This window comes from Ralstonia sp. 110700041-2, assembly GCF_056280165.1.
Window position 1 is genome coordinate 75,983 of sequence record NZ_JBSFAI010000006.1, and the last position, 24,494, is coordinate 100,476.

At 65.1% G+C, this 24,494-nt stretch carries 18 protein-coding genes; 7 read left to right on the top strand and 11 right to left on the bottom strand.

Annotation, left to right across the window (positions count from 1 at the left end; all coding sequences use genetic code 11):
- Window positions 1-32: 32 nt before the first annotated feature.
- Window positions 33-1,352 (top strand): MFS transporter, encoded by a 1,320-nt coding sequence (locus ACUXH0_RS10365; protein WP_012435175.1) that lies wholly within the window; start codon window positions 33-35, stop codon window positions 1,350-1,352.
- 3 nt (window positions 1,353-1,355) lie between these two features.
- Here the strand turns inward: ACUXH0_RS10365 and ACUXH0_RS10370 are convergent, their stop codons facing one another.
- Together ACUXH0_RS10370 and ACUXH0_RS10375 are read right to left on the bottom strand one after the other, a co-directional pair.
- Window positions 1,356-3,188, bottom strand: a complete 1,833-nt coding sequence (locus tag ACUXH0_RS10370; RefSeq protein WP_012435176.1) for an ABC transporter ATP-binding protein — start codon at window positions 3,186-3,188, stop codon at window positions 1,356-1,358.
- Between the two features lie 537 nt (window positions 3,189-3,725).
- On the bottom strand, window positions 3,726-5,402 hold the full coding sequence (locus tag ACUXH0_RS10375) for an L-lactate permease (protein ID WP_004629075.1): 1,677 nt from the start codon (window positions 5,400-5,402) through the stop codon (window positions 3,726-3,728).
- 261 nt (window positions 5,403-5,663) lie between these two features.
- Between ACUXH0_RS10375 and ACUXH0_RS10380 the strand changes: the two genes are divergently transcribed.
- The 3 genes from ACUXH0_RS10380 (at window position 5,664) to ACUXH0_RS10390 (ending at window position 12,537) form a co-directional block, all read left to right on the top strand.
- On the top strand, window positions 5,664-8,027 hold the full coding sequence (locus ACUXH0_RS10380; protein ID WP_182594253.1) for a patatin-like phospholipase family protein: 2,364 nt from the start codon (window positions 5,664-5,666) through the stop codon (window positions 8,025-8,027).
- A gap of 170 nt (window positions 8,028-8,197) precedes the next feature.
- Window positions 8,198-9,379, top strand: a complete 1,182-nt coding sequence (locus tag ACUXH0_RS10385) for an efflux RND transporter periplasmic adaptor subunit (protein ID WP_182594254.1) — start codon at window positions 8,198-8,200, stop codon at window positions 9,377-9,379.
- A gap of 2 nt (window positions 9,380-9,381) precedes the next feature.
- Window positions 9,382-12,537 carry an efflux RND transporter permease subunit gene (locus tag ACUXH0_RS10390; protein ID WP_182594255.1) on the top strand — a complete coding sequence of 1,052 codons (3,156 nt, stop codon included), beginning with the start codon at window positions 9,382-9,384 and terminating at the stop codon, window positions 12,535-12,537.
- A gap of 12 nt (window positions 12,538-12,549) precedes the next feature.
- On the opposite strand, the gene ACUXH0_RS10395 is transcribed toward ACUXH0_RS10390, so the two are convergent.
- The 7 genes from ACUXH0_RS10395 to ACUXH0_RS10425 all read right to left on the bottom strand — a co-directional run bounded on the left by ACUXH0_RS10395 (window position 12,550) and on the right by ACUXH0_RS10425 (window position 18,941).
- Window positions 12,550-13,362 carry an alpha/beta hydrolase gene (locus tag ACUXH0_RS10395; RefSeq protein WP_024542241.1) on the bottom strand — a complete coding sequence of 271 codons (813 nt, stop codon included), beginning with the start codon at window positions 13,360-13,362 and terminating at the stop codon, window positions 12,550-12,552.
- An 8-nt stretch (window positions 13,363-13,370) separates the two neighbouring features.
- Window positions 13,371-14,657, bottom strand: a complete 1,287-nt coding sequence (locus tag ACUXH0_RS10400) for an MASE1 domain-containing protein (protein WP_004629063.1) — start codon at window positions 14,655-14,657, stop codon at window positions 13,371-13,373.
- An 89-nt stretch (window positions 14,658-14,746) separates the two neighbouring features.
- Window positions 14,747-15,388, bottom strand: coding sequence for a glutathione S-transferase family protein (locus tag ACUXH0_RS10405; RefSeq protein ID WP_004629060.1), 642 nt, complete (start codon window positions 15,386-15,388; stop codon window positions 14,747-14,749).
- A gap of 47 nt (window positions 15,389-15,435) precedes the next feature.
- Complete coding sequence (locus tag ACUXH0_RS10410; protein WP_182594256.1) at window positions 15,436-16,626, bottom strand: aminotransferase-like domain-containing protein; 1,191 nt, start codon at window positions 16,624-16,626, stop codon at window positions 15,436-15,438.
- A gap of 131 nt (window positions 16,627-16,757) precedes the next feature.
- Complete coding sequence (locus ACUXH0_RS10415; protein WP_004629056.1) at window positions 16,758-17,228, bottom strand: RidA family protein; 471 nt, start codon at window positions 17,226-17,228, stop codon at window positions 16,758-16,760.
- Between the two features lie 45 nt (window positions 17,229-17,273).
- Window positions 17,274-18,212: a DMT family transporter gene (locus ACUXH0_RS10420; RefSeq protein ID WP_182594257.1), complete on the bottom strand. Its 939-nt coding sequence runs from the start codon at window positions 18,210-18,212 to the stop codon at window positions 17,274-17,276.
- A gap of 9 nt (window positions 18,213-18,221) precedes the next feature.
- Window positions 18,222-18,941 carry an alanyl-tRNA editing protein gene (locus ACUXH0_RS10425; protein ID WP_182594258.1) on the bottom strand — a complete coding sequence of 240 codons (720 nt, stop codon included), beginning with the start codon at window positions 18,939-18,941 and terminating at the stop codon, window positions 18,222-18,224.
- Window positions 18,942-19,072: 131 nt separating this feature from the next.
- Between ACUXH0_RS10425 and ACUXH0_RS10430 the strand changes: the two genes are divergently transcribed.
- The 3 genes from ACUXH0_RS10430 to ACUXH0_RS10440 all read left to right on the top strand — a co-directional run bounded on the left by ACUXH0_RS10430 (window position 19,073) and on the right by ACUXH0_RS10440 (window position 23,086).
- Window positions 19,073-20,551 (top strand): aminotransferase-like domain-containing protein, encoded by a 1,479-nt coding sequence (locus ACUXH0_RS10430; protein WP_182594259.1) that lies wholly within the window; start codon window positions 19,073-19,075, stop codon window positions 20,549-20,551.
- Between the two features lie 100 nt (window positions 20,552-20,651).
- Entirely contained in the window at window positions 20,652-22,574 is a 1,923-nt protein-coding gene (htpG, locus tag ACUXH0_RS10435) for a molecular chaperone HtpG (RefSeq protein ID WP_182594292.1), read from the top strand.
- An 8-nt stretch (window positions 22,575-22,582) separates the two neighbouring features.
- On the top strand, window positions 22,583-23,086 hold the full coding sequence (locus tag ACUXH0_RS10440) for a DNA-deoxyinosine glycosylase (protein WP_182594260.1): 504 nt from the start codon (window positions 22,583-22,585) through the stop codon (window positions 23,084-23,086).
- Window positions 23,087-23,225: 139 nt separating this feature from the next.
- Here the strand turns inward: ACUXH0_RS10440 and ACUXH0_RS10445 are convergent, their stop codons facing one another.
- Entirely contained in the window at window positions 23,226-23,660 is a 435-nt protein-coding gene (locus tag ACUXH0_RS10445; protein ID WP_182594261.1) for a hypothetical protein, read from the bottom strand.
- Between the two features lie 57 nt (window positions 23,661-23,717).
- Window positions 23,718-24,473, bottom strand: a complete 756-nt coding sequence (locus tag ACUXH0_RS10450; protein WP_012435187.1) for a substrate-binding periplasmic protein — start codon at window positions 24,471-24,473, stop codon at window positions 23,718-23,720.
- Between the last annotated feature and the right edge of the window lie 21 nt (window positions 24,474-24,494).

Sequence of the window (24,494 nt, forward strand, 5' to 3'; positions counted from 1 at the left end):
CGCAAAGACAAGACAAGTTTCGGAGACACCCCATGTCGAACCAAACCTCTGCGCCGTCGTACGCCGGCCGCGCCGATGCGCAGGCGACAGGCCACGCGCAACCGCTGTCACGCACGCGCGCCATTGCCGCCATCACCATCGGCAACGGCCTCGAGTTCTATGACTTCGTGGTCTATAGCTTCTTCGCCACGCTGATCGGCCGGCTGTACTTTCCGGTCGGCAACGCGACCGGCCAGTTGCTGATGTCGTTCGCCACATTTGGCGTGGGTTTCCTGATGCGGCCGCTCGGCGGTTTGCTGATCGGCATGTACGCCGATCGGGCGGGCCGCAAGCCGGCGGTGGCGCTCACGTTGTGGCTGATGGGTCTGTCGTCGCTGATCTTCGTCGTCACGCCCACTTACGCCCAGATCGGCATCCTCGCGCCCATCCTCGTCGTGCTTGCGCGGCTTGTGCAGGGCTTTGCCATCGGTGGCGAGATGGGTGCTTCGACTGCGCTGCTGCTGGAATACGCTGATGATCGTTCGCGCGGCTTCTATACGAGCTGGCAACCGTTCAGCCAGGGGCTGGCGGCGCTGTTCGGCGCGCTGGTCGGCCTGCTGCTGAGCAACGTGCTGGCGCCTGGGGCGCTGGAGTCGTGGGGCTGGCGGTTGGCGTTCGTGATCGGCATTCTCGTCATCCCGGTCGGCCTGATCATCCGCCGCCGCCTGGAGGAAACCGCCGCACCGCCCAGCACGCGCGAAGCCGACGCCACGCTGCCGTTGCTGCGCGAACACCGTCGCACGCTGGTGGCGAGCATCCTGCTGATGATCGGGGTGGCGTCGTCCACGTACATCATCGTCTACTACCTCAGCAACTACGCTGTGAGCGTGCTGCACATGCCGCTGTCGCTGGGCATCTGGGCGGCGTGCATCGCTGCGCTGGTGCAGGTGGTGCTGTCGCCGTTCGCGGGGCGGCTGGCCGACCGCGTGGGGCGCCGCAGGGTGGTGCTGTGGTCGCGCGTTGCACTGCTGGCGATGATCTATCCGGCCTTTGCGCTCATCAACGTAGACCCATCGCTCGCCCGGTTGCTGATCGTGGTCGGCTGCCTGTCGGTGCCGATGTCGATGACTTCGCCGGCCTCGATGGTGCTCGTGAGCGAGGTGCTGCCGCAGCGGCTGCGCGCCACGGGGCTGTCGATTGCCTACTGCGTCGCCATCGCCATCTTTGGCGGCTTTGCGCAGTTCTTCTCGACCGAGCTGATCCAGCTCACAGGCAATGCCAACGCACCGGCTTTCTACGTGATCGGCTGCGGCCTCGTCTCGCTGATCGGGCTGGCCATGGTGCCCGAGACGCTCGGCCGCCGCCTGTCGTAACGCTCAATCGACCCCAACGAAACCGCCGGTCTGGTGCGCCCACAGCCGTGCATACAGGCCGCCGTGTTCCAGCAACTCCGCATGCGTGCCGCTCTCGACGATGCGCCCGCCATCCAGCACGACCAGCCGGTCCATGCGCGCGATGGTCGAGAGCCGGTGCGCGATGGCAATCACGGTCTTGCCCTGCATCAGCGTTTCCAGGCTTTCCTGGATGGCGGCTTCCACTTCCGAATCCAGCGCGGACGTGGCTTCGTCCAGGATCAGGATCGGCGCGTCCTTGAGCAGCACGCGCGCAATCGCGATGCGCTGCCGCTGACCACCCGACAGCTTCACCCCGCGCTCACCCACCAGCGCATCAAAGCCCCGTCGCCCTTGCGCATCGGACAACTGCGGGATGAACTCGTCGGCGCGGGCCCGGCGCACGGCTTGCATCAACTCCGCCTCCGTGCTGTCGGGTTTGCCGTAGCGCAGGTTATCGCGGATGGAGCGGTGCAGCAGCGACGTGTCTTGCGTGACCATGCCGATCTGCTCCCGCAGGCTCTCCTGTGTCACGGCCGCAATGTCCTGGCCGTCGACGAGAATCCGGCCGCGCTCCACGTCGTACAGGCGCAGCAGCAGGTTGACCAGCGTCGATTTGCCCGCACCCGACGGGCCAACCAGGCCGATCCGTTCGCCGGGGCGCACCACGAGATCCAGCCCTTCGATCACGCCGCTGCCCTTGCCGTAGTGGAATCCCACGTGCTCGAAGCGCACTTCGCCCTGCGTCACGTGCAGCGGCTTGGCGCCGGGGTGGTCGATCACGGCGCGCGGCAGCGCGATGGTCTGCATCCCATCTTGCACCTGCCCGACGTTTTCAAAGATGCCGTTGACCACCCACATGATCCAGCCCGACATGTTGTTGATGCGGATGACCAGCCCCGTGGTCAACGCGATGGTGCCGGCGCTCACACGGCCCTGGCTCCACAACCACAGCGCGAGCGCCGACGTGCCCACGATCAACAGGCCGTTCATGGCCGTGATGGTGAAATCCATGCCGCTGATCATGCGGCCGGACAGGCGCGTCTTGTCCGTCTGCTCGGCCATGGCGTCGCGCGCGTAGCTTTCTTCATGCTGCGTATGCGCGAACAGCTTGAGCGTGGTGATGTTGGTGTAGCCGTCAACGATGCGGCCCATCAGCTTGGAACGCGACTCCGTGGCGATGACCGAACGCGCTTTCACGCGCGGCACGAAATAGCTCAGTGCCGCGATGTAGCAGCCAATCCACACCAGCAGCGGCACAACGAGCCACCAGTCGGCCCTGGCGAACAGCACCATCGCACTGATCGCGTAGATGACGACATGCCAGAGCGCGTCCACGGCCTGCACGGCGGAATCGCGCAGCGAAAAGCCGGTCTGCATGATGCGCTGGGCAATGCGGCCCGCAAAGTCGTTCTGGAAAAACGTCAGGCTCTGCTTGAGCACGTAGCGGTGGTTCTGCCAGCGGATCAGGTTCGACAGGTTGGGGTTGATGACCTGGTGCACGAGCACGTCGTGCAAGCCGAAGATGACCGGCCGCGCGATCAGCGCCACAAAGGCCATCCACAGCAGTTCGCTGCGGTGGCGGCCGAAGAACTCCGCGCCGGGGGTTGCCTGGATCATGTCGACGATGCGGCCGAGGAAGTCGAACAGCGCGACTTCAATCAGCGCGCCCAGCAACCCCACGAGCAGCAGGAACGCGAAGACGCCGCGCACCTCGCGCAGGAAGTGGGCGTAGAAGCGCCAGACATTGGCCGGAGGCTGGGTGTCGGGCAGCGGGCGGAACGGATCGATGAGCTTTTCCAGGCGGCGCAGCAGCATGTCGGGTCGGGGGTGAAGAGGAGACCGACGCCCCAGGGCGGGACGTGCGCGGAAGAGCCGCCCATGATACGCGCGTGAAAGTGCCCTTGCTGGCGGCCTGGCTTATGGAGAGCAGGACTCGGAGGTTGGTGCTCAGAGCTCGACGCGTCGGCCTTTTTGCTCGGAGGTTGGAGCTCAGAGCTCGGCGCGTGGGGCGTTTTGCTCGGAGGTTGGAGCTCAGAGCTCGGCGCGTGGGGTGTTTTGCTCGGAGGTTGGAGCTCAGAGCTCGGCGCGTGGGGCTTTTTGCTCGGTGGTTGGAGCTCAGAGCTCGGCGCGTGGGGCTTTTTGCTCGGTGGTTGGAGCTCAGAGCTCGGCACGTGAGGCTTTTTGCTCGACGGTTGGGGCTCAGAGCTCGGCACGTGAGGCTTTTTGCTCGGCGATTGCAGTTCAGAGCGTCAGCTGCGATCCGTGGGAGGCGCCAGGCGGTTCGCGAGACGCATCGCGCCATGAAAAAAGCCGCTCGATTGAGCGGCTTTCGGGTTCCGTCGGGAGCGGGGCTCAGTGCACCACCATCCGCGAGAACGGCTCCACATAAGCCTGCAGGGTGATCATCAGCCCCACCAGGAAGGCCAGCGCCAGCGAGTGGAAGAACACGTAGCGCAGGATGTCGCCCTCGTGGCCGTACCACTTGGTGGCGGTGGAAGCCACGACGATGGACTGCGCGTCGATCATCTTGCCCATCACGCCGCCCGAACTGTTGGCCGCCGACATGAGGATCGGCGACAGGCCAAGCTGTTCGGCCGTGGTCTTCTGCAGGCCGCCGAACAGCACGTTCGATGCCGTATCGGAGCCGGTGAGCGCCACGCCCAGCCAGCCCAGCATCGTGCCGAACAGCGGGTACAGCACGCCCGTGTGGGCGAAGGCCAGGCCCAGCGTCGCGTCCAGACCGGAGTAGCGCGTCAGGTAGCCGATGCCGAACATCGCGCAGATCGTCAGCAGCGAATAGCGCGTGAGCTTGATGGTGTTCCAGTACTCCTTGAGCATGCGCGGCAGCGAGTAGCCCATCAGCAGGCCGCCGACGATGGCCGATACCAGGATGCCCGTACCCGCCATCGACAGGACGTTGAAGTTGAACACTGCGCCTTCGGCAATCACCTTGGGCACCACCGGCGGGCCCTTGAGCACCATCTTGTCGAGGCCCGGGATGGCGAACTTGAATGCCCAGAGGCCGTCGGCAAACGCCTTGAACTGCGGCACGCCCCAGATGAACACGAACACGGTCAGGATGACCCACGGCAACCATGCCTGCACGCGCGTGATCTTGCCGTTGGTGGCCGTGGTGGTTTCGCGGGCTTCGGCAGCAGCTTCGGGGTCGACGCGGGAGTTGTCTTCGCGGTTGCGCAGGGCGGTCGAGGTCCAGATCGTCTTGGGCTTCCACACCTTCAGGAACAGCGTGAGCGTGCCCATCGACACCAGCGCCGCAATCACGTCCACCAGCCACGGGCCGTGGAAGTTCGACACCAGGAACTGCGGAATCGCAAACGACACGCCCGCCACCAGGATTGCTGGCCAGATCTGCAGCATGCCGCGGAAGCCCGCGAACGCCCAGATCAGCCAGAACGGCACCAGCACCGAGAAGAACGGCAACTGGCGGCCAACCATGGCAGAGAGCTGCAGCAGGTCCAGCCCCGTGACCGAAGCCAGCCCGATGAGCGGGGCACCCAGCGCGCCGTAGGCCACCGGTGCGGTGTTGGCGATCAGGGCCAGGCCCGACGCGGCCAGTGGCGAGAAGCCCAGGCCGATCAGGATGGCGCCCGTGACGGCCACCGGCGTGCCGAAGCCCGCGGCGCCTTCAAAGAACGCGCCAAAGCTGAACGCTACCAGCAGCAGCTGCAGGCGGCGGTCTTCGGTAATGCCGGAAATCGAGCTCTGCAAGACCTTGAACGACCCGTTCAAGGTGGTGAGCCGGTGCAGGAAGATGATGTTGAGAACAATCCAGCCAATTGGGAACAGGCCCGAGACGATGCCGAGGCCCGCAGCCTTGCCAGCCATTGCGGTCGGCATGCCAAACACAAACGAGGCGATCCCCACCCCGACAATCAGCGCCAGGCCGGCTGCCAGATGCGCCTGCATATGGAAGAACGCCAGCGAGCACAGCAGTACCGCCACCGGTATCCCGGCCGCTAGGGTTGACCACACGGCACTGCCGAGCGGGTCATAGACTTGATTCCACATCTTGATCTCCTCCTGTTTGGGCGTTTCAGTATCTTCTCGATACCGAACGTCTTCTGTCGCCCCTTTTTTAAGGGGCAGCCACGGATTGTAGGAACAAGCGTGTCCGGGTCCCCGCAATATTCTGTCACTTTCGCCTTGAAAAGTATTCATCGGCGCCGGTGCGTGGTTTCGCGTGGCGCAAGCAATTGCACCGGGTAAATCCGGGTTGTGGAATCATTGCGCCTGCTGCGCTGCCCACCCACTCCAATTCGCCCTCCATTCATGGCTTCTCTGACGGCCTTCCTGTTTCGCCGCCGCGGCTCCCGATTGGCTGCCGCCGTGCTTACCGCGTTTGTGGCACTGACGACGTTGCCGCCCGCCGTGCATGGCCAGACTGCGGCGGCGCCAGTGCAGGCGAACACCGAATCGACGCGGCCGCGAATCGGTCTGGTGCTCTCGGGCGGCGGGGCGCGCGGCTATGCGCATATTGGCGTGCTGAAGATGCTGGAGCGCATGCGCATTCCTGTGGATGTGATTGCCGCCACCAGCATGGGCGCCGTGGTGGGCGGGCTCTACGCCAGCGGTATGCGGGCGGACGCGTTGGAGCAGAAGCTCTCACAGGTGGACCTGAGCGACATCGCCTTCGATCGCAACGATCGCGCCAAGCTGCCGCAGTCGCTGCGCGAGGATGATTTCCAGTACCCGATCGGCCTGTCGGCCGGCTATGGCAACGGCAACCTCAAGCTGCCGGCCGGGCTGGTGCAGGGCAACCGCCTGCTCGCGCTCCTCAAGAACTGGACGGCGCAGTGGCCCGACAACATCGACTTCTCGCGCCTGCCCATTCCGTTCAAGGCCATGGCGACGGATCTGGCCACGGGCGACGGAGTGATTCTCGACCACGGCTCGCTGCCGCTGGCGATGCGGGCCAGCATGGCGGTGCCGGGGCTGTTCGCGCCCTTCGAGGTGGGCGGGCGTACGCTGGTGGATGGCGGCCTGGTGAGCAACCTGCCCGTGCAGCTTGCGCGCGACATGGGGGCTGACATCATCATCGCCGTCAACATCGGGTCGGACTTGGAGCGGCCTGAAGACCTGGCCTCGCCTGCGGCGGTGACGCAACAGATGATCACCATCCTCGTCGGCCAGAACGTCCGTGCGCAGAAGGCGCTGCTGCGCGGCCAGGATGTGCTGATCGAGCCGCAGCTCTCGGAGCTTTCGTTCACCGATTTCGCCAAGGGCCCGCAGGGTGTGCGGCAGGGTGAACGCGCGGCGCAGGGCGTCGAGGCGAAGCTCGCGACGTTGTCGCTGTCGCCGCACGCGTATGCCGCGTACCGCGCTACCCACGAGCCGCAGGGCACGCTCGTGGCGGGCGCACGCATTGACGCCATCGATGTGACCACCAGCGGCCGCGTGCCGCCCGCGCGCGTGCGTCAGTTGATCAAGGTGCGTGAAGGCGATGCGTATGACGCCGAGGCGCTGAACCGCGAACTGTCGGCGCTGGCCACCACGGGCGACTTCGAAACCGTCACGCAGCAACTGGTGGAACAGAACGGTGTGCATACGCTGAAGATCGACGCGCACGAAAAGTCGTGGGGCAACCAGTTCTTCCTGTTCGGGCTGGGCATGTCGACCAACTTCGACGGGCGTGGCGCATTCAACATCAACCTTGGCCATCGGTATCCGTGGCTCACGCAGAGCGGGCTGGAGTGGCGCAACGACATCGTCCTCGGCAGCAACCGGGCGAGCATCCATACCGAGCTGCGGCAGCCGCTGTGGCAGGCGCGCGGGTTTTACGTGGCGCCGTATGCCGAGTACTCGCGTCGCAGATCGGATCTCTACTTTGACGATCAGCCGCCCACCCGGGACGCCAAGCCGTTCAACAACCTGACCATCGAGACGGCGCGCGCCGGCGTTGACCTGGGCATCCCGTTGGGCCGCAAGGGTGAGCTGCGCCTGGGCGTGAACTACGTCAGGAAGACGGCAACGTTCAATTACCTGCAATTGATCGCGGACGAGTCCGGGAATGTCGTGGATGCGACGGCTGTTGACACCTTGCGCACCCAGCAGCCGGCCTTTCGCGCCCAACTTACGCTGGACCAGCTCGACGATCCGCTGTTCCCGCGCAGCGGCTATTACTTCTACAGCAGCGTGGAAGTGGGCTTCGGTTCGCCCGACAAGAAGTTCAACACCGCCCAGGCCAAGGGCCTATGGGCGACGAGCTACGGCCGCCACACGTTCAATGTGGCGTTGGAAGGGGCCGGCCTGTTTGGCGTCAACAGCCCGACGCGGGAAAACGGTGGCAACACGAGCAACGGCGCCAACGAAGGCTTCTTCCTGGGCGGCTTCCAGCACCTTTCGGCGTATGCGCAGGATCAGTTCAACGGCCAGTACATGCTGTATGGCCGCCTGACCTATCTGTACGACCTGCGCGTTGACGATCTGCTGGGCCTGCGCGCGCCGGTGTTCGGCGCCAGCGCCGAGGCCGGCAATGTCTGGCAGCTGCGCAACAACTTTGGCAAGGGCCCTTACCTGAAGAGCGGCAGCGTATTCGTCGGTGGCACCAGCCCGATCGGGCCGCTGTACTTCGGTTTTGCGGTGGCGCCGCAGGGCGTGTGGAACGTGTACCTGCAGCTCGGTCGCGTCTTCTGAAACCGCATCAAGGGGCAGCAGGCCTGCCTGGCGTACGGTCAGCGCCTGCTTCGTAAGGTCTTGATCAGACTGGGGAAATCAATCGGTCAGCTAGCGGCGGACGTGCGTGCTAGCCTTCCGCTTCGCTTCGTTCAAGACCTCGGGCGCGGTCGCGCCCAGCCCTCTTTCCCATGATGTTCTCCGTGTTGTTCCGTCGTTACCGTTCGTTCCGGTGGTTGCTGTGCGCGTGCGCCTTGGCTGTGTTGCAGGCGTGCGGCAAGCATGCTGATGAGGCTGCCAAGCCAGCCGGCCCGCCGGAAGTCGAGTTTGCCGTTGCGCAGCGCTCCGATGCGCCGCTGGTGACCGAACTGCCTGGCCGCCTGGAGCCGTATCGCACGGCGCAAGTGCGCGCGCGCGTCGACGGCATCGTCCTCAAGCGCGCCTATGAAGAAGGCCAGGTGGTCAAGGCCGGCCGGGTGTTGTTCCGCATCGATCCGGCGCCGCTCAAGGCACAGGTGGACGCCGCGCAAGGCGCGCTTGCCCGTGCGCAGGCACAACTGGCCATCGCGCGCGACAAGGCTGCCCGCTACAAGGGGCTGGCCGCCACGCGTGCCGTGAGCGAGTTGGAATACGCTGAAGCGCAATCCGCCGAGCGTCAGGCCGCCGCAGACGTGGTGTCCAGCCGTGCCGCGCTGGAAACCGCGCAACTGCGCTTGGGCTATGCCACCGTCACGGCCCCGATTGCCGGCCGCTCGCGCCGCGCGCAGGTCACCGAAGGTGCGCTGGTCAAGGAAGACGCTGCGACGACGCTCACCACGGTCGAACAGATCGACCCGATCTACGTCGACTTCGCGCAGCCCGCTGCCGAAGTGCTCGCCTTGCAGCGCGCGCTCAAGAAGGGCCAGGCCGCTGCATTGAGCGGCCAGGACATCGGCGTGCAGGTCATCCTGAGCGATGGCGTGGCGTACGAGCGCCCGGGCAGGCTGCTGTTCTCCGATCTGACGGTGGACCGTGCGACGGATAACGTCTCGATGCGCGCGGTGCTGCCCAATCCCGATGGCCTGCTGCTGCCCGGCATGTACGTGCGGGTGAAGCTTTCGCACGCCGTGCAGCAGGGCGCGGTGACGGTTCCGAAGGGCGCGTTGCAGCGCGACCGCCAGGGGGCATCGGTGTTTGTGGTGCAGGCCGACAATACGCTGGCGGCCCAGCCCGTGGCTGCGCAAACGTTGGCCGGTGACCAATGGCTGGTGACGGGCGGGCTATCCGGTGGGGAGCGGGTTGCCATCCCAGGCATGCAGACGCTCGAGACCGGCATGGCAGTCAAGCCGATTCCTGCCGCACCGCGCGCTGATACGAAGACGAAGAGGGGCTGACCATGGCGCGCTTCTTTATCGACCGCCCGGTCTTTGCCTGGGTGATTGCGCTGGCCATCATCCTGGCCGGCGTGCTCGCGCTGCCCAAGCTGCCGGTGGCGCAGTACCCGAACATCGCGCCGCCCAACGTCAGCATCTCGGCCAACTATCCGGGCGCGTCTGCGCGCACGGTGGAGAGCGCCGTCACCGCCATCATCGAGCGCGAGATGAACGGCGCGCCGGGGCTGCTGTACATGTCGTCTTCGTCCGACGCGTCGGGCAACGTGTCGATCAACCTGTCGTTCACGCAGGGCACGAGCCCCGACCTTGCAGCGGTGGAAGTGCAGAACCGCCTGAAGATCGTCGAGGAACGCCTGCCCGAGGTCGTGCGCCGCAACGGCATCCGCATCGAGAAGGCGGCCGAGAACTACATGATGTATTTGTCGCTGACGGCCGAGCGCGGCCGCTTTGACGGCATCGACCTGGGCGACCTCGCTTCGTCGGATTTGATTCCGCAGTTGCGCCGCGTGCCGGGCGTTGGCACCGCGCAGTTGTTCGATGCGGAATACGCCATGCGCATCTGGCCCGATGCCGACAAGCTGACCGCATTGGGCCTGACCGCCGGCGACCTGAGCGACGCCGTGCGCCGCTACAACGCACGCATCACCGTGGGCGAAATCGGCAGCGGCGCCGTGCCGGGCAACGCACCCATCAACGCGAGCGTCACCGGTGACGATGGGCTCACCACGCCCGATGCATTCGGCCAGATCCCGCTGCGTGCGGACGCGCAGGGCCGCATGGTGCTGCTGCGCGATGTGGCGCGCGTGGAGCTGGGCGGCAGCGATTACCTGTACCTCTCGCGCATGAACGGCAAGCCGGCTACGACCATCGGCATCAAACTTGCCCCTGGCGCCAATGCCGTGGGCGTGGCCAAGCGCGTGCGCACGGTGCTGGACGAAGCGCAGGCGCATTTCCCGCCGGGCGTGCGCTACGAGGTGGCGTACGACAGCTCGCGCTTTGTCGGCATCGCCATCGAGCAGGTGGTCAAGACGCTGCTCGAAGCCGTGGTGCTGGTGTTCCTGGTGATGATGCTGTTCATGCAGAACCTGCGCGCGACGCTCATCCCGACGCTGGTCGTGCCGATCGCGCTGCTGGGTACGTTCGCGGTGATGCTGCCCATGGGTTTCTCCGTCAACGTGCTGACGCTGTTCGGCCTCGTGCTCGCCATCGGCATCCTTGTCGACGATGCCATCGTGGTGGTGGAAAACGTCGAACGCGTGATGCACGAAGACGGGCTCTCGCCACGCGAGGCGACGGCCAAGGCGATGCGGCAGATCAGCGGGGCCATCGTCGGCATCTCGCTGGTTCTGACGGCGGTGTTCGTGCCGATGGCGTTCTTTGGCGGCGCGGTGGGCAACATCTACCGGCAGTTTTCGCTGTCGCTGGCGGTGTCGATGGTCTTCTCGGCATTCCTGGCACTGACGCTTACGCCGGCGCTTTGCGCGACGCTGCTCAAGCCGGTGCAGGCCGGCCACGGTGCCGAGCGCAAGGGCTTCTTCGGCGCATTCAACCGGGGCTTTGCGCGATTGACGGCACGCTACCAAGGCGGCGTTGCCAAGCTGCTGAACCGCACGGGCCGCGCGCTGGTGGCGTACGGCGCCGTCATCGGCGTGGTGGTGCTGCTGTTCACGCAACTGCCCACGGCCTTCCTGCCGGAAGAGGACACCGGCGAATTCATGACCGTCGTCATGCTGCCGACCGGCGCCACGCAGGCGCAGACGCTCGACGTCGTGCGGCAAGCCGAGCAGCACTTCATGACGCAGGAGCCGGCGGTGGCGTCGACGCTGGCCATCACGGGCTTCAGCCTGTACGGCAACGGGCAGAACGCGGCCATGCTGTTTCTGACGCTCAAGGACTGGAAGGAACGCAAGGGCGCTGACCAGCACGTCGATGCCGTGGTCGAGCGTGCCAACGCAGCGTTCGGCAGGATCAAGGGTGCGATGGTCATGGCGATGAACTCCCCCGCGCTGCCGGAGCTGGGCAGCAAGCCCGGCTTCGACCTGCGTCTGCAGGACCGCGGCGGTGCCGGCTACGAGCGCCTCGCGCAGGCACGCGACCGCATGCTTGCTGAGGCCGCGCAGCATCCCGCGCTGTCGGAAGTCACGTTTGCGGGCCAGGGCGATGCACCGCAGGTGTTGATTGATGTGGACCGCAAGAAAGCGCTGTCGATGGGTGTGTCGATTGAGGACATCAACCGCACGCTGGCCGTGATGTTCGGCTCCGACTACGCGGGCGATTTCGTCTATCGCAACCAGGTGCGCCGCGTGATCGTGCAGGCCGACGGCAAGCAGCGTGTCTCGGTCGAGCAGCTTGGCCGCATGCATGTGCGCAATGCGGCGGGGGCGATGGTGCCGCTCTCCGCGTTCACTACGACGAAGTGGATCGTGGGGCCGCTCAAGCTCGATCGCTACAACGGTTTTCCGGCCATGACGATCACCGGCTCGCCCGCGCCGGGTCACAGCTCGGGCGAGGCGATGGCGGCGATGGAGTCGATTGCGCGCGGTCTGCCCGAAGGCTTCGGCTACGAGTGGACGGGGCAGTCGTTCGAGGAGCGGCTGTCGGGTGCGCAGGCACCGGCGCTGTTTGCGTTGTCGATCCTCGTCGTGTTCCTGTGTCTGGCGGCGCTGTACGAGAGCTGGTCGATTCCGCTGGCGGTCATGCTGGTGGTGCCGCTGGGCGTGCTGGGTGCGCTGCTGGGCGCCACGCTGCGCTTCCTGCCCAACGATATCTACTTCAAGGTCGGGCTCATTGCGACCATCGGCCTGTCGGCCAAGAACGCGATCCTGATCATCGAGGTGGCCAAGGATCTGGTGGCGCAAGGCATGGGCCTGATTGAAGCCACGCTGGAGGCCGCACGGTTACGCTTCCGGCCGATCGTGATGACGTCGCTGGCGTTTGCATTTGGTGTCGTGCCGCTGGCGATTGCAAGCGGCGCGGCATCGGCCAGCCAGCGCGCTATCGGCACGGGCGTGCTGGGCGGGATCATCGCGGCAACGGTGCTGGCAGTGTTCCTGGTGCCGGTGTTCTTTGTGGTGGTGCGGCACGTGTTCAAAGGCAGCGAGCGGCAGCGCCGGCTGGATGCGGCGCACGAGCACGAGACGGCCGGGCCGGCAGCCTGATCGGCGTCGTCATCAATCTGCGGCGGCTGGGCCTTTGCGCCTGGCCGCTGCCGGGTCGAAACCGAAAAAGCCAAGGACCTCTGCTGCGACCTGATCGCGGTCGTTGTCCACGCAGATCATGTGGTAGCTGTTTTCCAGCACCACGCTGCGCGCATGGGGCAGGGTGGCCTGCAGCGTTTGGGCGGAACGCAGGCTGGTGAGTTCGTCTTCGCGGGAATGGATCACCAGCGTCTGGCACTGCGTATCGGGCGCCCCGGCCAGTGCCCAGCGTCGCAGCCGGTCCACCTGCCGAATGCACGCCAGCGGCACCCACGGATAGTGGAAGCTGTCGCCGCGTGCGAGCTTCGCCTTGATGATCCGCCGCAACAGCGGGTTCTTGATGCCGAACGGCTCGTCCTCTTCCACGCGCATGCGCGCCGCCATGCCCGGGATGCGATACACCGCGTAGCGCAGATCCCGATACCACGGCGTCGACCAGCCATCGATATGGATGGGCGTGGCGAGCAGCGCCAGCCTGTCCTGCGGGTGCGCAATGCCATGCCGAACGCGGTGCGCCAGCACCAGCGCCAGTAATGCGCCCATGCACATGCCGGCGATATGCACGGTGTCATGCTCGGCGGCGAGCCGTTCATACGCTTGCGTAAGCGTTTCAAGCCACGCCTCGGCAGGCATGTGGATCAGGTCTTCCGGGCGCGTGCCGTGGCCGGGCAAGGTCGGCACGTGCGTGACCGCGCCGGCGTTGCGCAGCGCTTTCTGCAGCACGCCCACGTCGTAGGCCGTGCCGCCCAGACCATGGATCAGCAGCACGGCCGTGCTGCCGGGCACCGATGGGGTCACAGTGCGGTCTCGACCGACCAGGTCCCGGCCACGAGCGCCGTGTTGCCAACGGCATCCGTCAGGGGGCGACCGGTATCCACCACGGTGTGCAGCGTGCCGTCGCGTGCGGTGATGCGCAGCGTCTGGCGGCGTGCGGGCGTTGCTGCATCGCCCTCCAGCACGGCGGCCCCGAGCCAGCGCGCGCGCAGCGCATCGCGGTCATCCGGATGCACCAGTTGCAGTACGGTCGAGATCGACGCCATGCTTGCCGGTTCGTGTCCGAACATGAGCGCGACGTCGCCGCCCCAGTCAATGCGGCCGCTGGCAGGGTCGATGGTGTAGACAAGCTGGCCCGATGCCGCCAGCGCCAGTTCGACGCGGTTTTGCCACTGCGCGCTTTGCTCGTGCAGTTGTTCGCGCGTGGTCTTGAGTGCGCTCACCAGCAGCACCAGCAGCGCGGCAATGCCGAGGTACAGCTGCGTTTCCAGCAGCGACTGGCCATAGTGGTGATCCAGCACGGCGAACGGGCCGTCGCCTTCGGCGGTTTGCGTGAGCGCCACCAGCGTGAGCAGCAGCACCGCCAACGAGCCACCGCGGCCGCCCCACATCAGCGCCACCACCACGGCAAAGAACAGCGGGACGTACGTCAGCGCAAAGCCGATTCCATCGCCAAACTTGGCATCGCTGTTGCCATCGAAAATGATGTACGACGACAGCGCCAGCGCAACGACGGCCGCCAGACCGAGCAGGAAATCCGTGCGGTCGGTGCCGCCCGAGCGGAACGCGCGAAAGCGCGACCACGCCGCCAGCACCGGCGTGACGATCAGCACGCCCAGGAAATCCGATGCCGCCCAGATGCGCAGCACGTGCCCGAACGAGCCGCCTTGCGACCACGCAAACCATGCCGCGCCGAACAACGCCCCAAGCAGCGCACTGACCGCGCCCGCCACCAGCATCGCGCGCACGAAGTAAAGCCCTTCGAGCGGGACGCGTGCCAGTCGCACCAGTGCCACGGCCAGCGCCGCGCTACCTGCTTCGTCCAGCACGAACAGCATCGCGTGCGCGGGGTTGGTGCGCTCGATCGCCGCCAGCACCAGCTGCGCCACGGCAAACGCTGCCCCCAGCCCGGGCCATTCGCGGTACGGCCGCAGCATGAACGCGGCCATGGCCACGCCCGCCGGCAGCCAGATGTAGCCCGTCATGTCGATTGGCCCATTCAGCCGGTGCGACACGATGGCGGCCACCAGATAAAGCGCGCCCCAGAGGGCCGTGGCGACGGTGGTGGAAGGTCGGTTCAATGGCATCCGGGTTTCCCTCGGTGAAAACAAAAAACCGCGCCGGCGTAGGTGCCGTGCGCGGTTGATGATGCTATCGCAATCGGTTTCAGGCGGGCTTAGACCACGGGCAGTGCCAGGACTTCCCGCGCGGCGCGGCGGTCGCGCAGTTCGGCCATCCAGCGCTCGAGGTTCGGTCGCGCAGGACGGTCCATCGGCAGGCCCAGCCAGCGGTGCGTGGCGCAGCCGCAGACGATGTCGGCCATGGTGAAGCGACGGCCGGCCACGTACGGCTGCTTGGCCAGCACGGCTTCGAGGATGGCGGTGCTGCGCTCCGCGGCCTGGCGCGAGCGTTCAATGCGCGCGGCGTCGCGCTGGTCTTCCGGCGTGCGCACGAGCTGCAGGAACGCATCCACCATCGACGGGCTGTAGGACGTGGTCTGCCAATCCATCCAGCGGTCGGCATCGGCGCGCTCGTGAAGTTCTAGCGGGTAGAGGTTGCCCGGGCCGTAGCGCGCCGAGAGATAGCGCACGATGGCGTTGGACTCCCACAGCACGAAGCGCGTGTCGCCGGCATCGTCCAGGCCATCTTCGATGACGGGGATCATGCCGTTGGGGTTCATTGCCTTGAATTCCGGCGTGTCAACGCCGCCGAAGGCGCCGCCGACGTCGATGCGCTCATGGTCCAGCGACAGCTCATGCGCGCACCAGACGACCTTCTGAACGTTGACCGAAGAGAGTCTTCCCCAGATCCGCAGCATCGACGACGGCTCCTTTCTTGAATGGATGGAGTGGTTAGTTAGGTAATTTAGGCGGCCTTGGGCGTGAGCGCCGCGATTTCCGCGCGCATCAACTCGCCCAGCACGGCAATGCCTTGCTCGATACGCTCCGGTGCCACTGTCACGAACGCGAGGCGGAGTGTGTTGCGGCGCGGCGCATTGGCATAGAACGGCGCGCCCGGCACGAACGCCACGTTGCGCGCGACGGCCTTCTCCAGCAGCGCCATCGTGTCGATGCCTTCCGGCACTTCCACCCAGATGAACATGCCGCCTTCCGGACGGTTCCAGTGCACGCCGGCCGGCATATGGCGCGTGAGCGAGTCGAGCATCGCTTCGCATTGCTTGCCGTAGAGGTTTCGGATGCTCGGGATGTGCGTATCGAGCAGCCCGGTCTTCAGCACCTCGTACGCCACACGCTGCGTGAAGCTCGGCGTGTGCAGATCCGATGCCTGCTTGGCCTGCACGAGTTTGAAGTGGATGTGTTCGGGCGCGATGATGTAGCCCAGGCGCATGCCCGGTGCCAGGATCTTCGAGAACGAGCCCATGTAGACCACGCCGTCCGGGTTCAGCGAGCGCAGCGACGGCAACGCGTCGCCGGTGTAGCTCAGTTCACCGTACGGGTCGTCTTCAACGAGCAGCACGCCCAGTTCCTTCGCGCGGGCCACCAGGGCCTGGCGGCGGTCCAGCGGCAGGCGGCGGCCGGTCGGGTTCTGGAAGTTCGGGATCGTGTAGAAGAAGCGGGCGCCGGCAGCCAGCTCTGGCGTGAGCGCGTCGGGCAACAGGCCCTTGTCGTCGGTGGCGATGGACGTATAGGCCGGCTCGAACAGCGAGAACGCCTGCAGCGCGCCGAGGTATGTCGGCGTTTCGACCAGCACCTTGCTTTGCGGGTCGATGAAGATCTTGCCGAGCAGGTCCAGCCCCTGCTGCGAACCCGTGGTGATCAGCACGCGCGAGGCGGTGGTGCCATGACGCTGGGCAATCCACTCGCGCAGCACCGACAGGCCTTCGGTGGGGGTGTACTGCAGCGAAGCCTGCGGGTTGTCTGCAAACATGCGGGCGCACGCCGCCTGAATCGCTTCGACCGGGAAGGTGACCGGGGCGGGCAGGCCGCCGGCAAACGAAATCACCTCAGGACGTTCGGTGATCTTGAGGATTTCCCGGATCGCCGAGCTGGTCAGTTTCTGAGCGCGGCTGGAGAAGGTACAGGCGGTGTGGTCCATGGTGTGGTCCTAGTGTTGCGGCGCCCACCTCGTGAGCAGGCGCCGTGGGTGGGCAAAACGATGAGAATAGCAGGCAAGCGGCCCGTCCAACATTGGGCCGCCACCTTAGACACTGCGGGAAAAAGCGCTGCTCAGGCGACTTCCGCAATCAGCTCGATCTCGACGCACGCGCCGAACGGAATCTGTGCGACGCCGAAGGCGCTGCGGGCGTGCTTGCCGGCGTCGCCAAATACGTCGGCAAACAGTTCCGATGCGCCGTTGGTCACCAGGTGCTGCTCAGTGAACTCCTGCGTGGAGTTGACCAGGCTCATCACCTTGACGATGCGCTTGACGCGGCTGAGGTCACCGCCCAGGTGCGTGTTCAGCGTGGCGATCAGGTCGATGGCGATGGCCCGTGCCGCTGCCTTGCCTTGCTCGGTAGTCATGTCGGCGCCCAGCTTGCCAACCCACGGCTTGCCGTCTTTCTTGGCGATGTGGCCGGACAGGAAGACCTGATTGCCGGTTTGCGCGGCCATGACGTAGGCGGCAGCGGGGGCGCCAGCGGCAGGCAGTTCGATGCCGAGTTGCTTGAGCTTGGCCTGAGCGTCGTGCGAGGCGGTCATGAAGACTCCTTGGTAAGTGCGGTCAACAAAAGAGGGAAGACGTTGCTATCGGCGTACCGACGTGCGCCGGCCGATGCCGACCACGGCAATCACAGCCAGCGCAAACAACACGGTGGGCGCGTCAAGCGATTCACCCAGCAGCAGCCAGCCGCCGATCAACGTCATGAAAGGTTGCAGCAATTGTATCTGCCCGACCCGCGCAACACCGCCGGCGGCCAGGCCGGAGTACCAGAACAGGAAGCCGATGAACATGGAAAAGGCCGATACATAAGCCAGCCCCATCCAGGCGCGGGACGACGCATGCGCCAGCGCCTCGGCCTGATGGGTCGACGGCAGCCACGCCAGCGCGCTCACCAGGGGCAGAAGCACAGGCAGGGAGACGATCAGCGCCCAGGCAATCGTCTGCGTGCCGCCCAGTTCTCGCGCGAGCTTGCCGCCGGTGGCATAGCCGAGCGCGCCGGTCACCATGGCGGCGAAGAGGAGCCAATCGGCGCGATGCAGGCTCCCCGCGCCTTGCAGCAGCGCAAAGGAGACGACAAGCACACTGCCCGCCAGCGCACACAGCCAGAACCCGGCAGACGGCCGCTCGCGCCCGAACCAGGCGGCGAAGATGGCGGTCGCAAGCGGCAGCAGGCCGGTGATGATGGCGCCATGGGCGGCCGGTACGTCTCGCATCGCCAGCGAGGAGAACAGCGGAAAGCCGACCACCACGCCCATTGCCGTCACCGCCAGCTGCCACCATTGATGGCCGCGCGGGCGTTTGGCGGCGGAGAACGCCCCCGTGGCCGCCAGCATCGCCAGCGCCAGCACACTCGCCAGCACCGCGCGCGCCAGCGCCACGAAGGTCGCATCCAGCTCGGCCACGGCCATGCGCGTCAACGGCAGCGTCTGGCTAAAGATGGCCACGCCGATGAGGCCGAGCAGCAAGCCCCGGCGTTCGGCGTGGTCGGCGTGTTGCATGGGGAGGGCGGCGGACTTGTTCATGGTGGCCACTCAATCTGCAAACGCCACGGCCACGCGTCGGTTCTGGCGGCTCTTTTTTTCGATCTTGGTGACGATCACGCGGCCGATTTCGCCGGTGGCGCGCACGTGGGTGCCACCGCACGGCTGCCGGTCGATGCCGTCGATGTGGATGATGCGGATGGCCGATGCGCCCGCCGGCGGCGCCGCGCCGATGGTGCGCACGAGTTCGGGCTGGGCGGCCAGTTCTTCCGGGGTGATCAGGTCGATGCGCACCGGCGTGTTACGGCCGATGAGTTCGTTGAGCTGTGTGGTCAGCGTGTCGCGGTCGAGCGCTGATTCCGGCAGGTCGAAATCGATGCGGCCGGCGTCTGGCGAGATACCGCAGCCCGTGACGGGCACCGGAATCAGTGAGCCCAGCAGGTGCAGGCACGTATGCAGCCGCATCAGCCGGTGGCGGCGGTCCCAGTCGATGGTGGCCGTGACGGCCGTGCCGGGCGCGAGCAGCGTGAGGCCAGCATTGTCGGCGGGCACATGCAGGACGGTTTGGCGATCCGGGCTGTAGACGGTGTCGGCAATCCTGATGGTTGTTCCATCGGCCAGGGCGAGTGTGCCGGTGTCGCCAGCCTGGCCGCCGCTGCGTGCGTAGAACACCGTGGCGTCCAGCTCAATGCCTTCCGAATGCACGGCGACGACGGTGGCGTCGCAGGTGGCGCGGTAGGCGTCTTCGTCAAAACGTTTCAACGTTGGCATGGGGCCGTCTCCGGGTTCGCTGGGGGCGGAATTCTGACCTTGATCCTACCGAACTGCGTCTGTACAGTACCTGTACACTTTGTCGTGGCGCTTTCTGTACAGTTTTCGGCGCGCTTGAAGCCTACCCGGTCATGAATCCCACCTCCCACATCATCAGCCTGGATGCCCGCCGCGCGGCCGCCCGCCCGGCGGCGGAGCAGTTGCCCGATCCGATTCCGTCGGCGCAGATGACGCTGGTGGATCAGCTCACCGAGTGGGCGCGCATGCGCATTGACGAGCGCGTGTTTCGCGCCGGCATGCGCATGCCGTCGATCCGGCAACTGGCGCAGGAGAAGAGCATTTCGCGCTTCACCGTGGTGGAGGCGTACGAGCGGCTGGTGGCGCAGGGATATCTGGAATCGCGGCGCGGTTCGGGTTTCTACGTCAAGGAGCGCCAGGCGCTATTGCCCGAAGAGCCCGTCGCGCCGCCACCGACCGCCGCGCGCAAGATCGACGTGACGTGGCTGCTGCGGAACATGTTCCATTCCGCCGAGCCGCGCAAGGCGCCGGGCATCGGCTTTCTGCCCAACGGCTGGCTCGACGGCGAGTTGATCGCCAACGCGCTGCGCACGCTCGGCCGGCAGAACGGCAACCAGTTTCTGGCGTGGGGATCGCCGCAGGGCTTTTTGCCGCTGCGCCAGCAGTTGCAGACGCGGTTGGCGGAGCTGGAGATCGGCGCCCGGCCGGACCAGATCGTGATGACCTCGGGCATCACCTCGTCGCTGGACCTGATCGCGCGCCAGTACGTGCAGCCCGGCGATACGGTGCTGGTGGGCGATCCGGCGTGGTTCCTGATGTTCGGCCGCTTTGCCGCGCAAGGGGCGCAGGTGATCGGTGTGCCGTACACCGCCGAGGGGCCGGATCTGGTGGCGCTGGAAGGGCTGGTGCAGGTGCGCCGGCCCAAGCTGCTGATCATCAACTCGATCCTGCACAACCCGACGGGCACCTCACTGTCGGCAGCCAAGGCGTTTCAGTTGCTGCGGTTGGCCGAGCAGTACGGTTTCCTGATCGTCGAAGACGATATCTACGGCGATCTCGCCCCGCCCGGACACCCCGGCACGCGGTTGGCGAGCCTCGACCAACTGCGCCGCGTGATCTACCTGAGCAGCTTCTCCAAGACGCTCGCGGCCAACCTGCGTGTGGGGTTCATCGCCTGCCACCCCGAGCTGGCCAAGAACCTGGTCGACGGCAAACTGCTGACCGGCCTCGTCACGCCCGAGATCAACGAGCGCGTGCTCTACAAGATCCTCACTGAAGGCCACTACCGCAAGCATGTCGAACGCATACGCGCCCGACTGGACCGCGCCCGCGACGGCGTCCAGCGCAGCCTCGAGCGCATGGGCCTGAAGCTGTTTGCGCAGCAGGGTGCGGGCATGTTCCTCTGGGCCGATACCGGGCAGGACACCAACGCCATTGCCCGCGCCGGGCACGAACAGGGCTATGTGTTTGCGCCGGGGAGCCTGTTTTCGCCGTCGCAGATGCCGTCGACGTGGATGCGCTTCAACATCGCAACCAGCGCCGATCCGGAGTTGCTCCGGTTCCTGGCGGAGCAGCTCGATCGCGGGGCTTGAAAACCGGGCGCCACGCCCTATCTAGCTTCACAAATTCATGCGGGCGCGCGCAAGGTGTAGCCCGCTTCTCTTTCCACTTTCCAGATTTTCTATGCACACCATGAGCGCACCGCACGAGAAGATGGCTTTCCAGGCAGAAGTGAAGCAGCTTCTGCACCTGATGATCCACTCGCTATACAGCAACAAGGAAATCTTCCTGCGGGAACTGGTTTCCAATGCTTCAGATGCGGTGGACAAGCTGCGCTTTGAGGGTATCGCCAATCCGTCGCTGCTGGAAGGCGGCGGTGAGCTAGGCATCCGCATCGGCTTTGATGCCGCCGCGCGCACCATCACGATTGCCGACAACGGCATCGGCATGAGCCGCGACGAGGCCATCCGCAACCTCGGCACCATCGCCCGCTCGGGCACGCGCGAGTTCTTCAGCCAGCTTTCGGGCGACCAGCAGAAGGATGCTGCGCTGATCGGCCAGTTTGGCGTGGGCTTCTACTCGGCATTCATCGTGGCCGACCGCGTGACGGTGGAATCGCGCCGCGCCGGTGTGGCCGCCAATGAAGCCGTGCGCTGGGAAAGCACCGGCGACGGCGAATTCACTGTCGACACCATCGAACGTGCCGAGCGAGGCACCACCATCACGCTGCACCTGCGCGAGGGTGAGGACGATTTCCTCTCCGCCTGGCGCATCAAGTCGGTCGTGCAAAAGTATTCGGACCACATCTCCCTGCCGATCCAGATGCGCAAGGAAGCGTGGGACGAAGAGAAGAAGGCGATGGTGGCCCAGGACGAATGGGAAACGATCAACCAGGGCAGCGCCCTGTGGGCACGCCCGCGCGCTGACGTGACCGATGATCAGTACATCGCGTTCTACCAGCACATTGCCCACGAAAACGGCAAGCCGCTCGCCTGGACGCACAACCGCGTGGAAGGCCGCAGCGAATACACGCAGCTGCTGTACATCCCGACCAACGCGCCGTTCGACCTGTGGGACCGCGAGCGCCGCAGCGGCCTGAAGCTGTACGTCAAGCGCGTCTTCATCATGGACGACGCCGAGCAACTGCTGCCGGCCTACCAGCGCTTCGTGAAGGGCGTGATCGATTCGGCCGATTTGCCGCTGAATGTCTCGCGCGAAATCCTGCAGGAAAGCCGCGACGTGAAAGCCATCCGCGAGGGTTCGACCAAGCGCGTGCTCGGCATGCTCGAATCGATGGCCGAGTCGGATGACGCAGCCGAGAAGGAGAAGTACGCCACGTTCTGGCAGAACTTCGGTCAGGTGCTCAAGGAGGGCATCGGCGAGGACCACGCCAACAAGGACCGCATTGCCAAGCTGCTCCGCTTTGCTTCCACGCACAACGAAGACAGCGCCCAGACCGTCTCGCTGGCCGATTACGTCGGCCGCATGAAGGAAGGTCAGGACAAGATCTACTACGTGACCGCCGAAAACTGGACGGCGGCCAAGTCGAGCCCGCATCTGGAAATCTTCCGCAAGAAGGGTGTGGAAGTGCTGCTGCTGACCGACCGCGTGGACGAGTGGATGCTCTCGTTCCTGCACGATTTCGAAGAGAAGGAACTGGTGTCGGTTGCGCGTGGCGATCTCGACCTGGGCGCCTTGGAAGACGAAGCCGAGAAGGCCGAGCACGCCAAGGTGGAAGGCGAGTTCAAGCCGCTGGTCGAGCGCGCCAAGGCGGTGCTCAGCGACAAGGCCAAGGACGTGCGCATCACGCATCGCCTGACCGATTCGCCGTCGTGCCTGGTGGCCGATGAAGGCGACATCAGCGGCACGCTGGCCCGTCTGCTCAAGCAGGCCGGCCAACAGGCGCCTGACAGCAAACCCGTGCTGGAACTGAACCCGACGCACCCGCTTGTGCGCAAGCTCGCGCTGCTGGAAACCGTGACCGGCAACGAAGCCGACCGCGCCGCGTTTGAAGATCGCCTGCATGTGCTGTTCGATCAGGCACTGTTGGCAGAGGGTGGCGCATTGGCCGACCCGGCAGCCTACGTGCAACGTGTGAACCGCCTGCTGGCCTGACGACAAGCGTGACGCTCAAGCGATGCTTTCCGCCCGTGGTCGACGCGCACACGCGCGTGCTGATCCTGGGCAGCCTGCCCGGTGAAGCATCGCTTGCGCAATCGCAGTACTACGCACACAAGCAGAACCAGTTCTGGCGCCTGGCCGGCGAGGTGATCGGCCAGGATTTACCGGGCATGGAATACGCCGCGCGTTTGCAGGTGCTGCTTGCGCATCGCATCGGCCTGTGGGATGTGGTGGCCGAAGCCAAGCGCGAAGGCAGTCTCGACAGCAAGATCCGGGACCACGCTGGCAACGACCTCTCCAGCTTGATTACCTCGTTGCCAAACCTGGCGGTGATTGCCTTTAATGGCGGCACGGCCGAGCGCATCGGCTTGAAAGCGCTCGGCTCGCATGGCGGCAGTTATCGGATTGTCCGGCTCCCCTCCAGCAGTCCGGCGCATACGATGCCGTACGCGGAAAAACTGCATGCTTGGCGCGAGTTGGAGTCATGGCTCGGTAAAGCTGACTGATGTTGGGGGTGCCAACAAATCGCGATTGTTGTTCAGTGCGATACGTCTTGACTTGGCATCGCCCGATGCTGGGTGTCCATCCCCGGGACTGACTGTCAACGATCTACGGCGTTGAGCAAGGGAGGGCTGGAGGTTTGGTCTACTCTTTTTGAAAGGTGCGGACCGCCATGCTTCCGTCATCCATGCGAACCATATGTCCTATCTTGCCGCCTCGGGCGACATACAGATCCCAATGAATTGGGCTGCCAGGTTTTGCTACCGAGCCAAAAGTTGCCGTTCCGGAGCAATTGGCATCAAGTGCATAGGTACCCTGCAGCCTGTCTCGGCTGATGTTCCCGCCGCGACTTGATGATTGCTTACCTGCAACATTGCCAGCGCCGGCGAAGATCAGCACACCGCTGCGCACTCGCTGCACCCCAGGTTCGCCCGGCTCGATAAACCCGCGACCGGCGAAGATGTATTCGCCGTTGAGCGTCTGTGCTGAGCAGTTGTACTCCTGCGCCAGTGCAACGACAGGAGCGACGCAGACGAAGCTGAGTGTCAATACAACGATCTTTCTCATCATGTTTTCCATAGGCGCGCCAACGCAAGGGCTTGTTCTCCGGACATTAAGAGCGCTTCCTAGGTGTGGTCACAGATCGAGTCCCCACCTGAAATAAATCGCCTTAACCGTGCCATTGGCTTGCAGCTTCTTCAGTGATGTATTGAGCTTTGCGAGCAGGTCTGCATCGCCTTTCCTCACAGCAAATGCCAGCTTGCCTTCCTGGATCGGTTGATACGAATCCACAATCTTGAGCGCGGGGTGCGCGTTGTTCTGCATGCGATACGCGATCTGCAGTCCGTTGTCGACAACGCCGGCAACGCGGCCTGCTTCCAGTTCACCGATCGCTTCTGGAGGTGTGCTGACAAATGTCAGGATGGCACCGGCGTCTTTCAGGCCATCTATGTATGTACTTCCTTTTGGAATTGCGATCGCCATCCCCTTGAAATCGGCCGCTGATCGGTACGTCTTTGTGTCGTTGATGGAGACCAGCAGCTTGTCTCGATATGACCCATAGACGTCAGTAAACTCGACGATTTTTTGTCGCGTAGGGGTGATCCCAAAGGAGGCGGCGATGATATCGATCTTCCCTTCCAGCAAGGCTGGCTGCAGTTCCGCGAAAGTCATCGGCTTGAATTCAATCTGCAGTCCAGTATCTTTCGCAATCGCCTGAAGAACCTCCACCGATATACCTTCGAGCTGCTTCGTTTGCGGATTCAGGCCCGACGTTGGTTGGCCTGCTGTGGTGCTGCCCGCTTTCAGCACCGGTTGCGCAGAGGATGCGCCAGGATCAGCAAGCAGCAGGAGCGCGAATGCAGCCGTTGTTGCAGCCAAGAACGGTTTCATGAATATCTCCGTAACGGATGA

Excerpts from the sequence above, each read along its gene's own strand:
- ACUXH0_RS10365 (WP_012435175.1), top strand. The coding sequence starts at position 33 with ATGTCGAACCAAACCTCTGCGCCGTCGTACGCCGGCCGCGCCGATGCG.
- ACUXH0_RS10370 (WP_012435176.1), bottom strand. The coding sequence starts at position 3,188 with ATGCTGCTGCGCCGCCTGGAAAAGCTCATCGATCCGTTCCGCCCGCTG.
- ACUXH0_RS10375 (WP_004629075.1), bottom strand. The coding sequence starts at position 5,402 with ATGTGGAATCAAGTCTATGACCCGCTCGGCAGTGCCGTGTGGTCAACC.
- ACUXH0_RS10380 (WP_182594253.1), top strand. The coding sequence starts at position 5,664 with ATGGCTTCTCTGACGGCCTTCCTGTTTCGCCGCCGCGGCTCCCGATTG.
- ACUXH0_RS10385 (WP_182594254.1), top strand. The coding sequence starts at position 8,198 with ATGATGTTCTCCGTGTTGTTCCGTCGTTACCGTTCGTTCCGGTGGTTG.
- ACUXH0_RS10390 (WP_182594255.1), top strand. The coding sequence starts at position 9,382 with ATGGCGCGCTTCTTTATCGACCGCCCGGTCTTTGCCTGGGTGATTGCG.
- ACUXH0_RS10400 (WP_004629063.1), bottom strand. The coding sequence starts at position 14,657 with ATGCCATTGAACCGACCTTCCACCACCGTCGCCACGGCCCTCTGGGGC.
- ACUXH0_RS10405 (WP_004629060.1), bottom strand. The coding sequence starts at position 15,388 with ATGCTGCGGATCTGGGGAAGACTCTCTTCGGTCAACGTTCAGAAGGTC.
- ACUXH0_RS10410 (WP_182594256.1), bottom strand. The coding sequence starts at position 16,626 with ATGGACCACACCGCCTGTACCTTCTCCAGCCGCGCTCAGAAACTGACC.
- ACUXH0_RS10415 (WP_004629056.1), bottom strand. The coding sequence starts at position 17,228 with ATGACCGCCTCGCACGACGCTCAGGCCAAGCTCAAGCAACTCGGCATC.
- ACUXH0_RS10420 (WP_182594257.1), bottom strand. The coding sequence starts at position 18,212 with ATGAACAAGTCCGCCGCCCTCCCCATGCAACACGCCGACCACGCCGAA.
- ACUXH0_RS10425 (WP_182594258.1), bottom strand. The coding sequence starts at position 18,941 with ATGCCAACGTTGAAACGTTTTGACGAAGACGCCTACCGCGCCACCTGC.
- ACUXH0_RS10430 (WP_182594259.1), top strand. The coding sequence starts at position 19,073 with ATGAATCCCACCTCCCACATCATCAGCCTGGATGCCCGCCGCGCGGCC.
- htpG (WP_182594292.1), top strand. The coding sequence starts at position 20,652 with ATGAGCGCACCGCACGAGAAGATGGCTTTCCAGGCAGAAGTGAAGCAG.
- ACUXH0_RS10445 (WP_182594261.1), bottom strand. The coding sequence starts at position 23,660 with ATGGAAAACATGATGAGAAAGATCGTTGTATTGACACTCAGCTTCGTC.
- ACUXH0_RS10450 (WP_012435187.1), bottom strand. The coding sequence starts at position 24,473 with ATGAAACCGTTCTTGGCTGCAACAACGGCTGCATTCGCGCTCCTGCTG.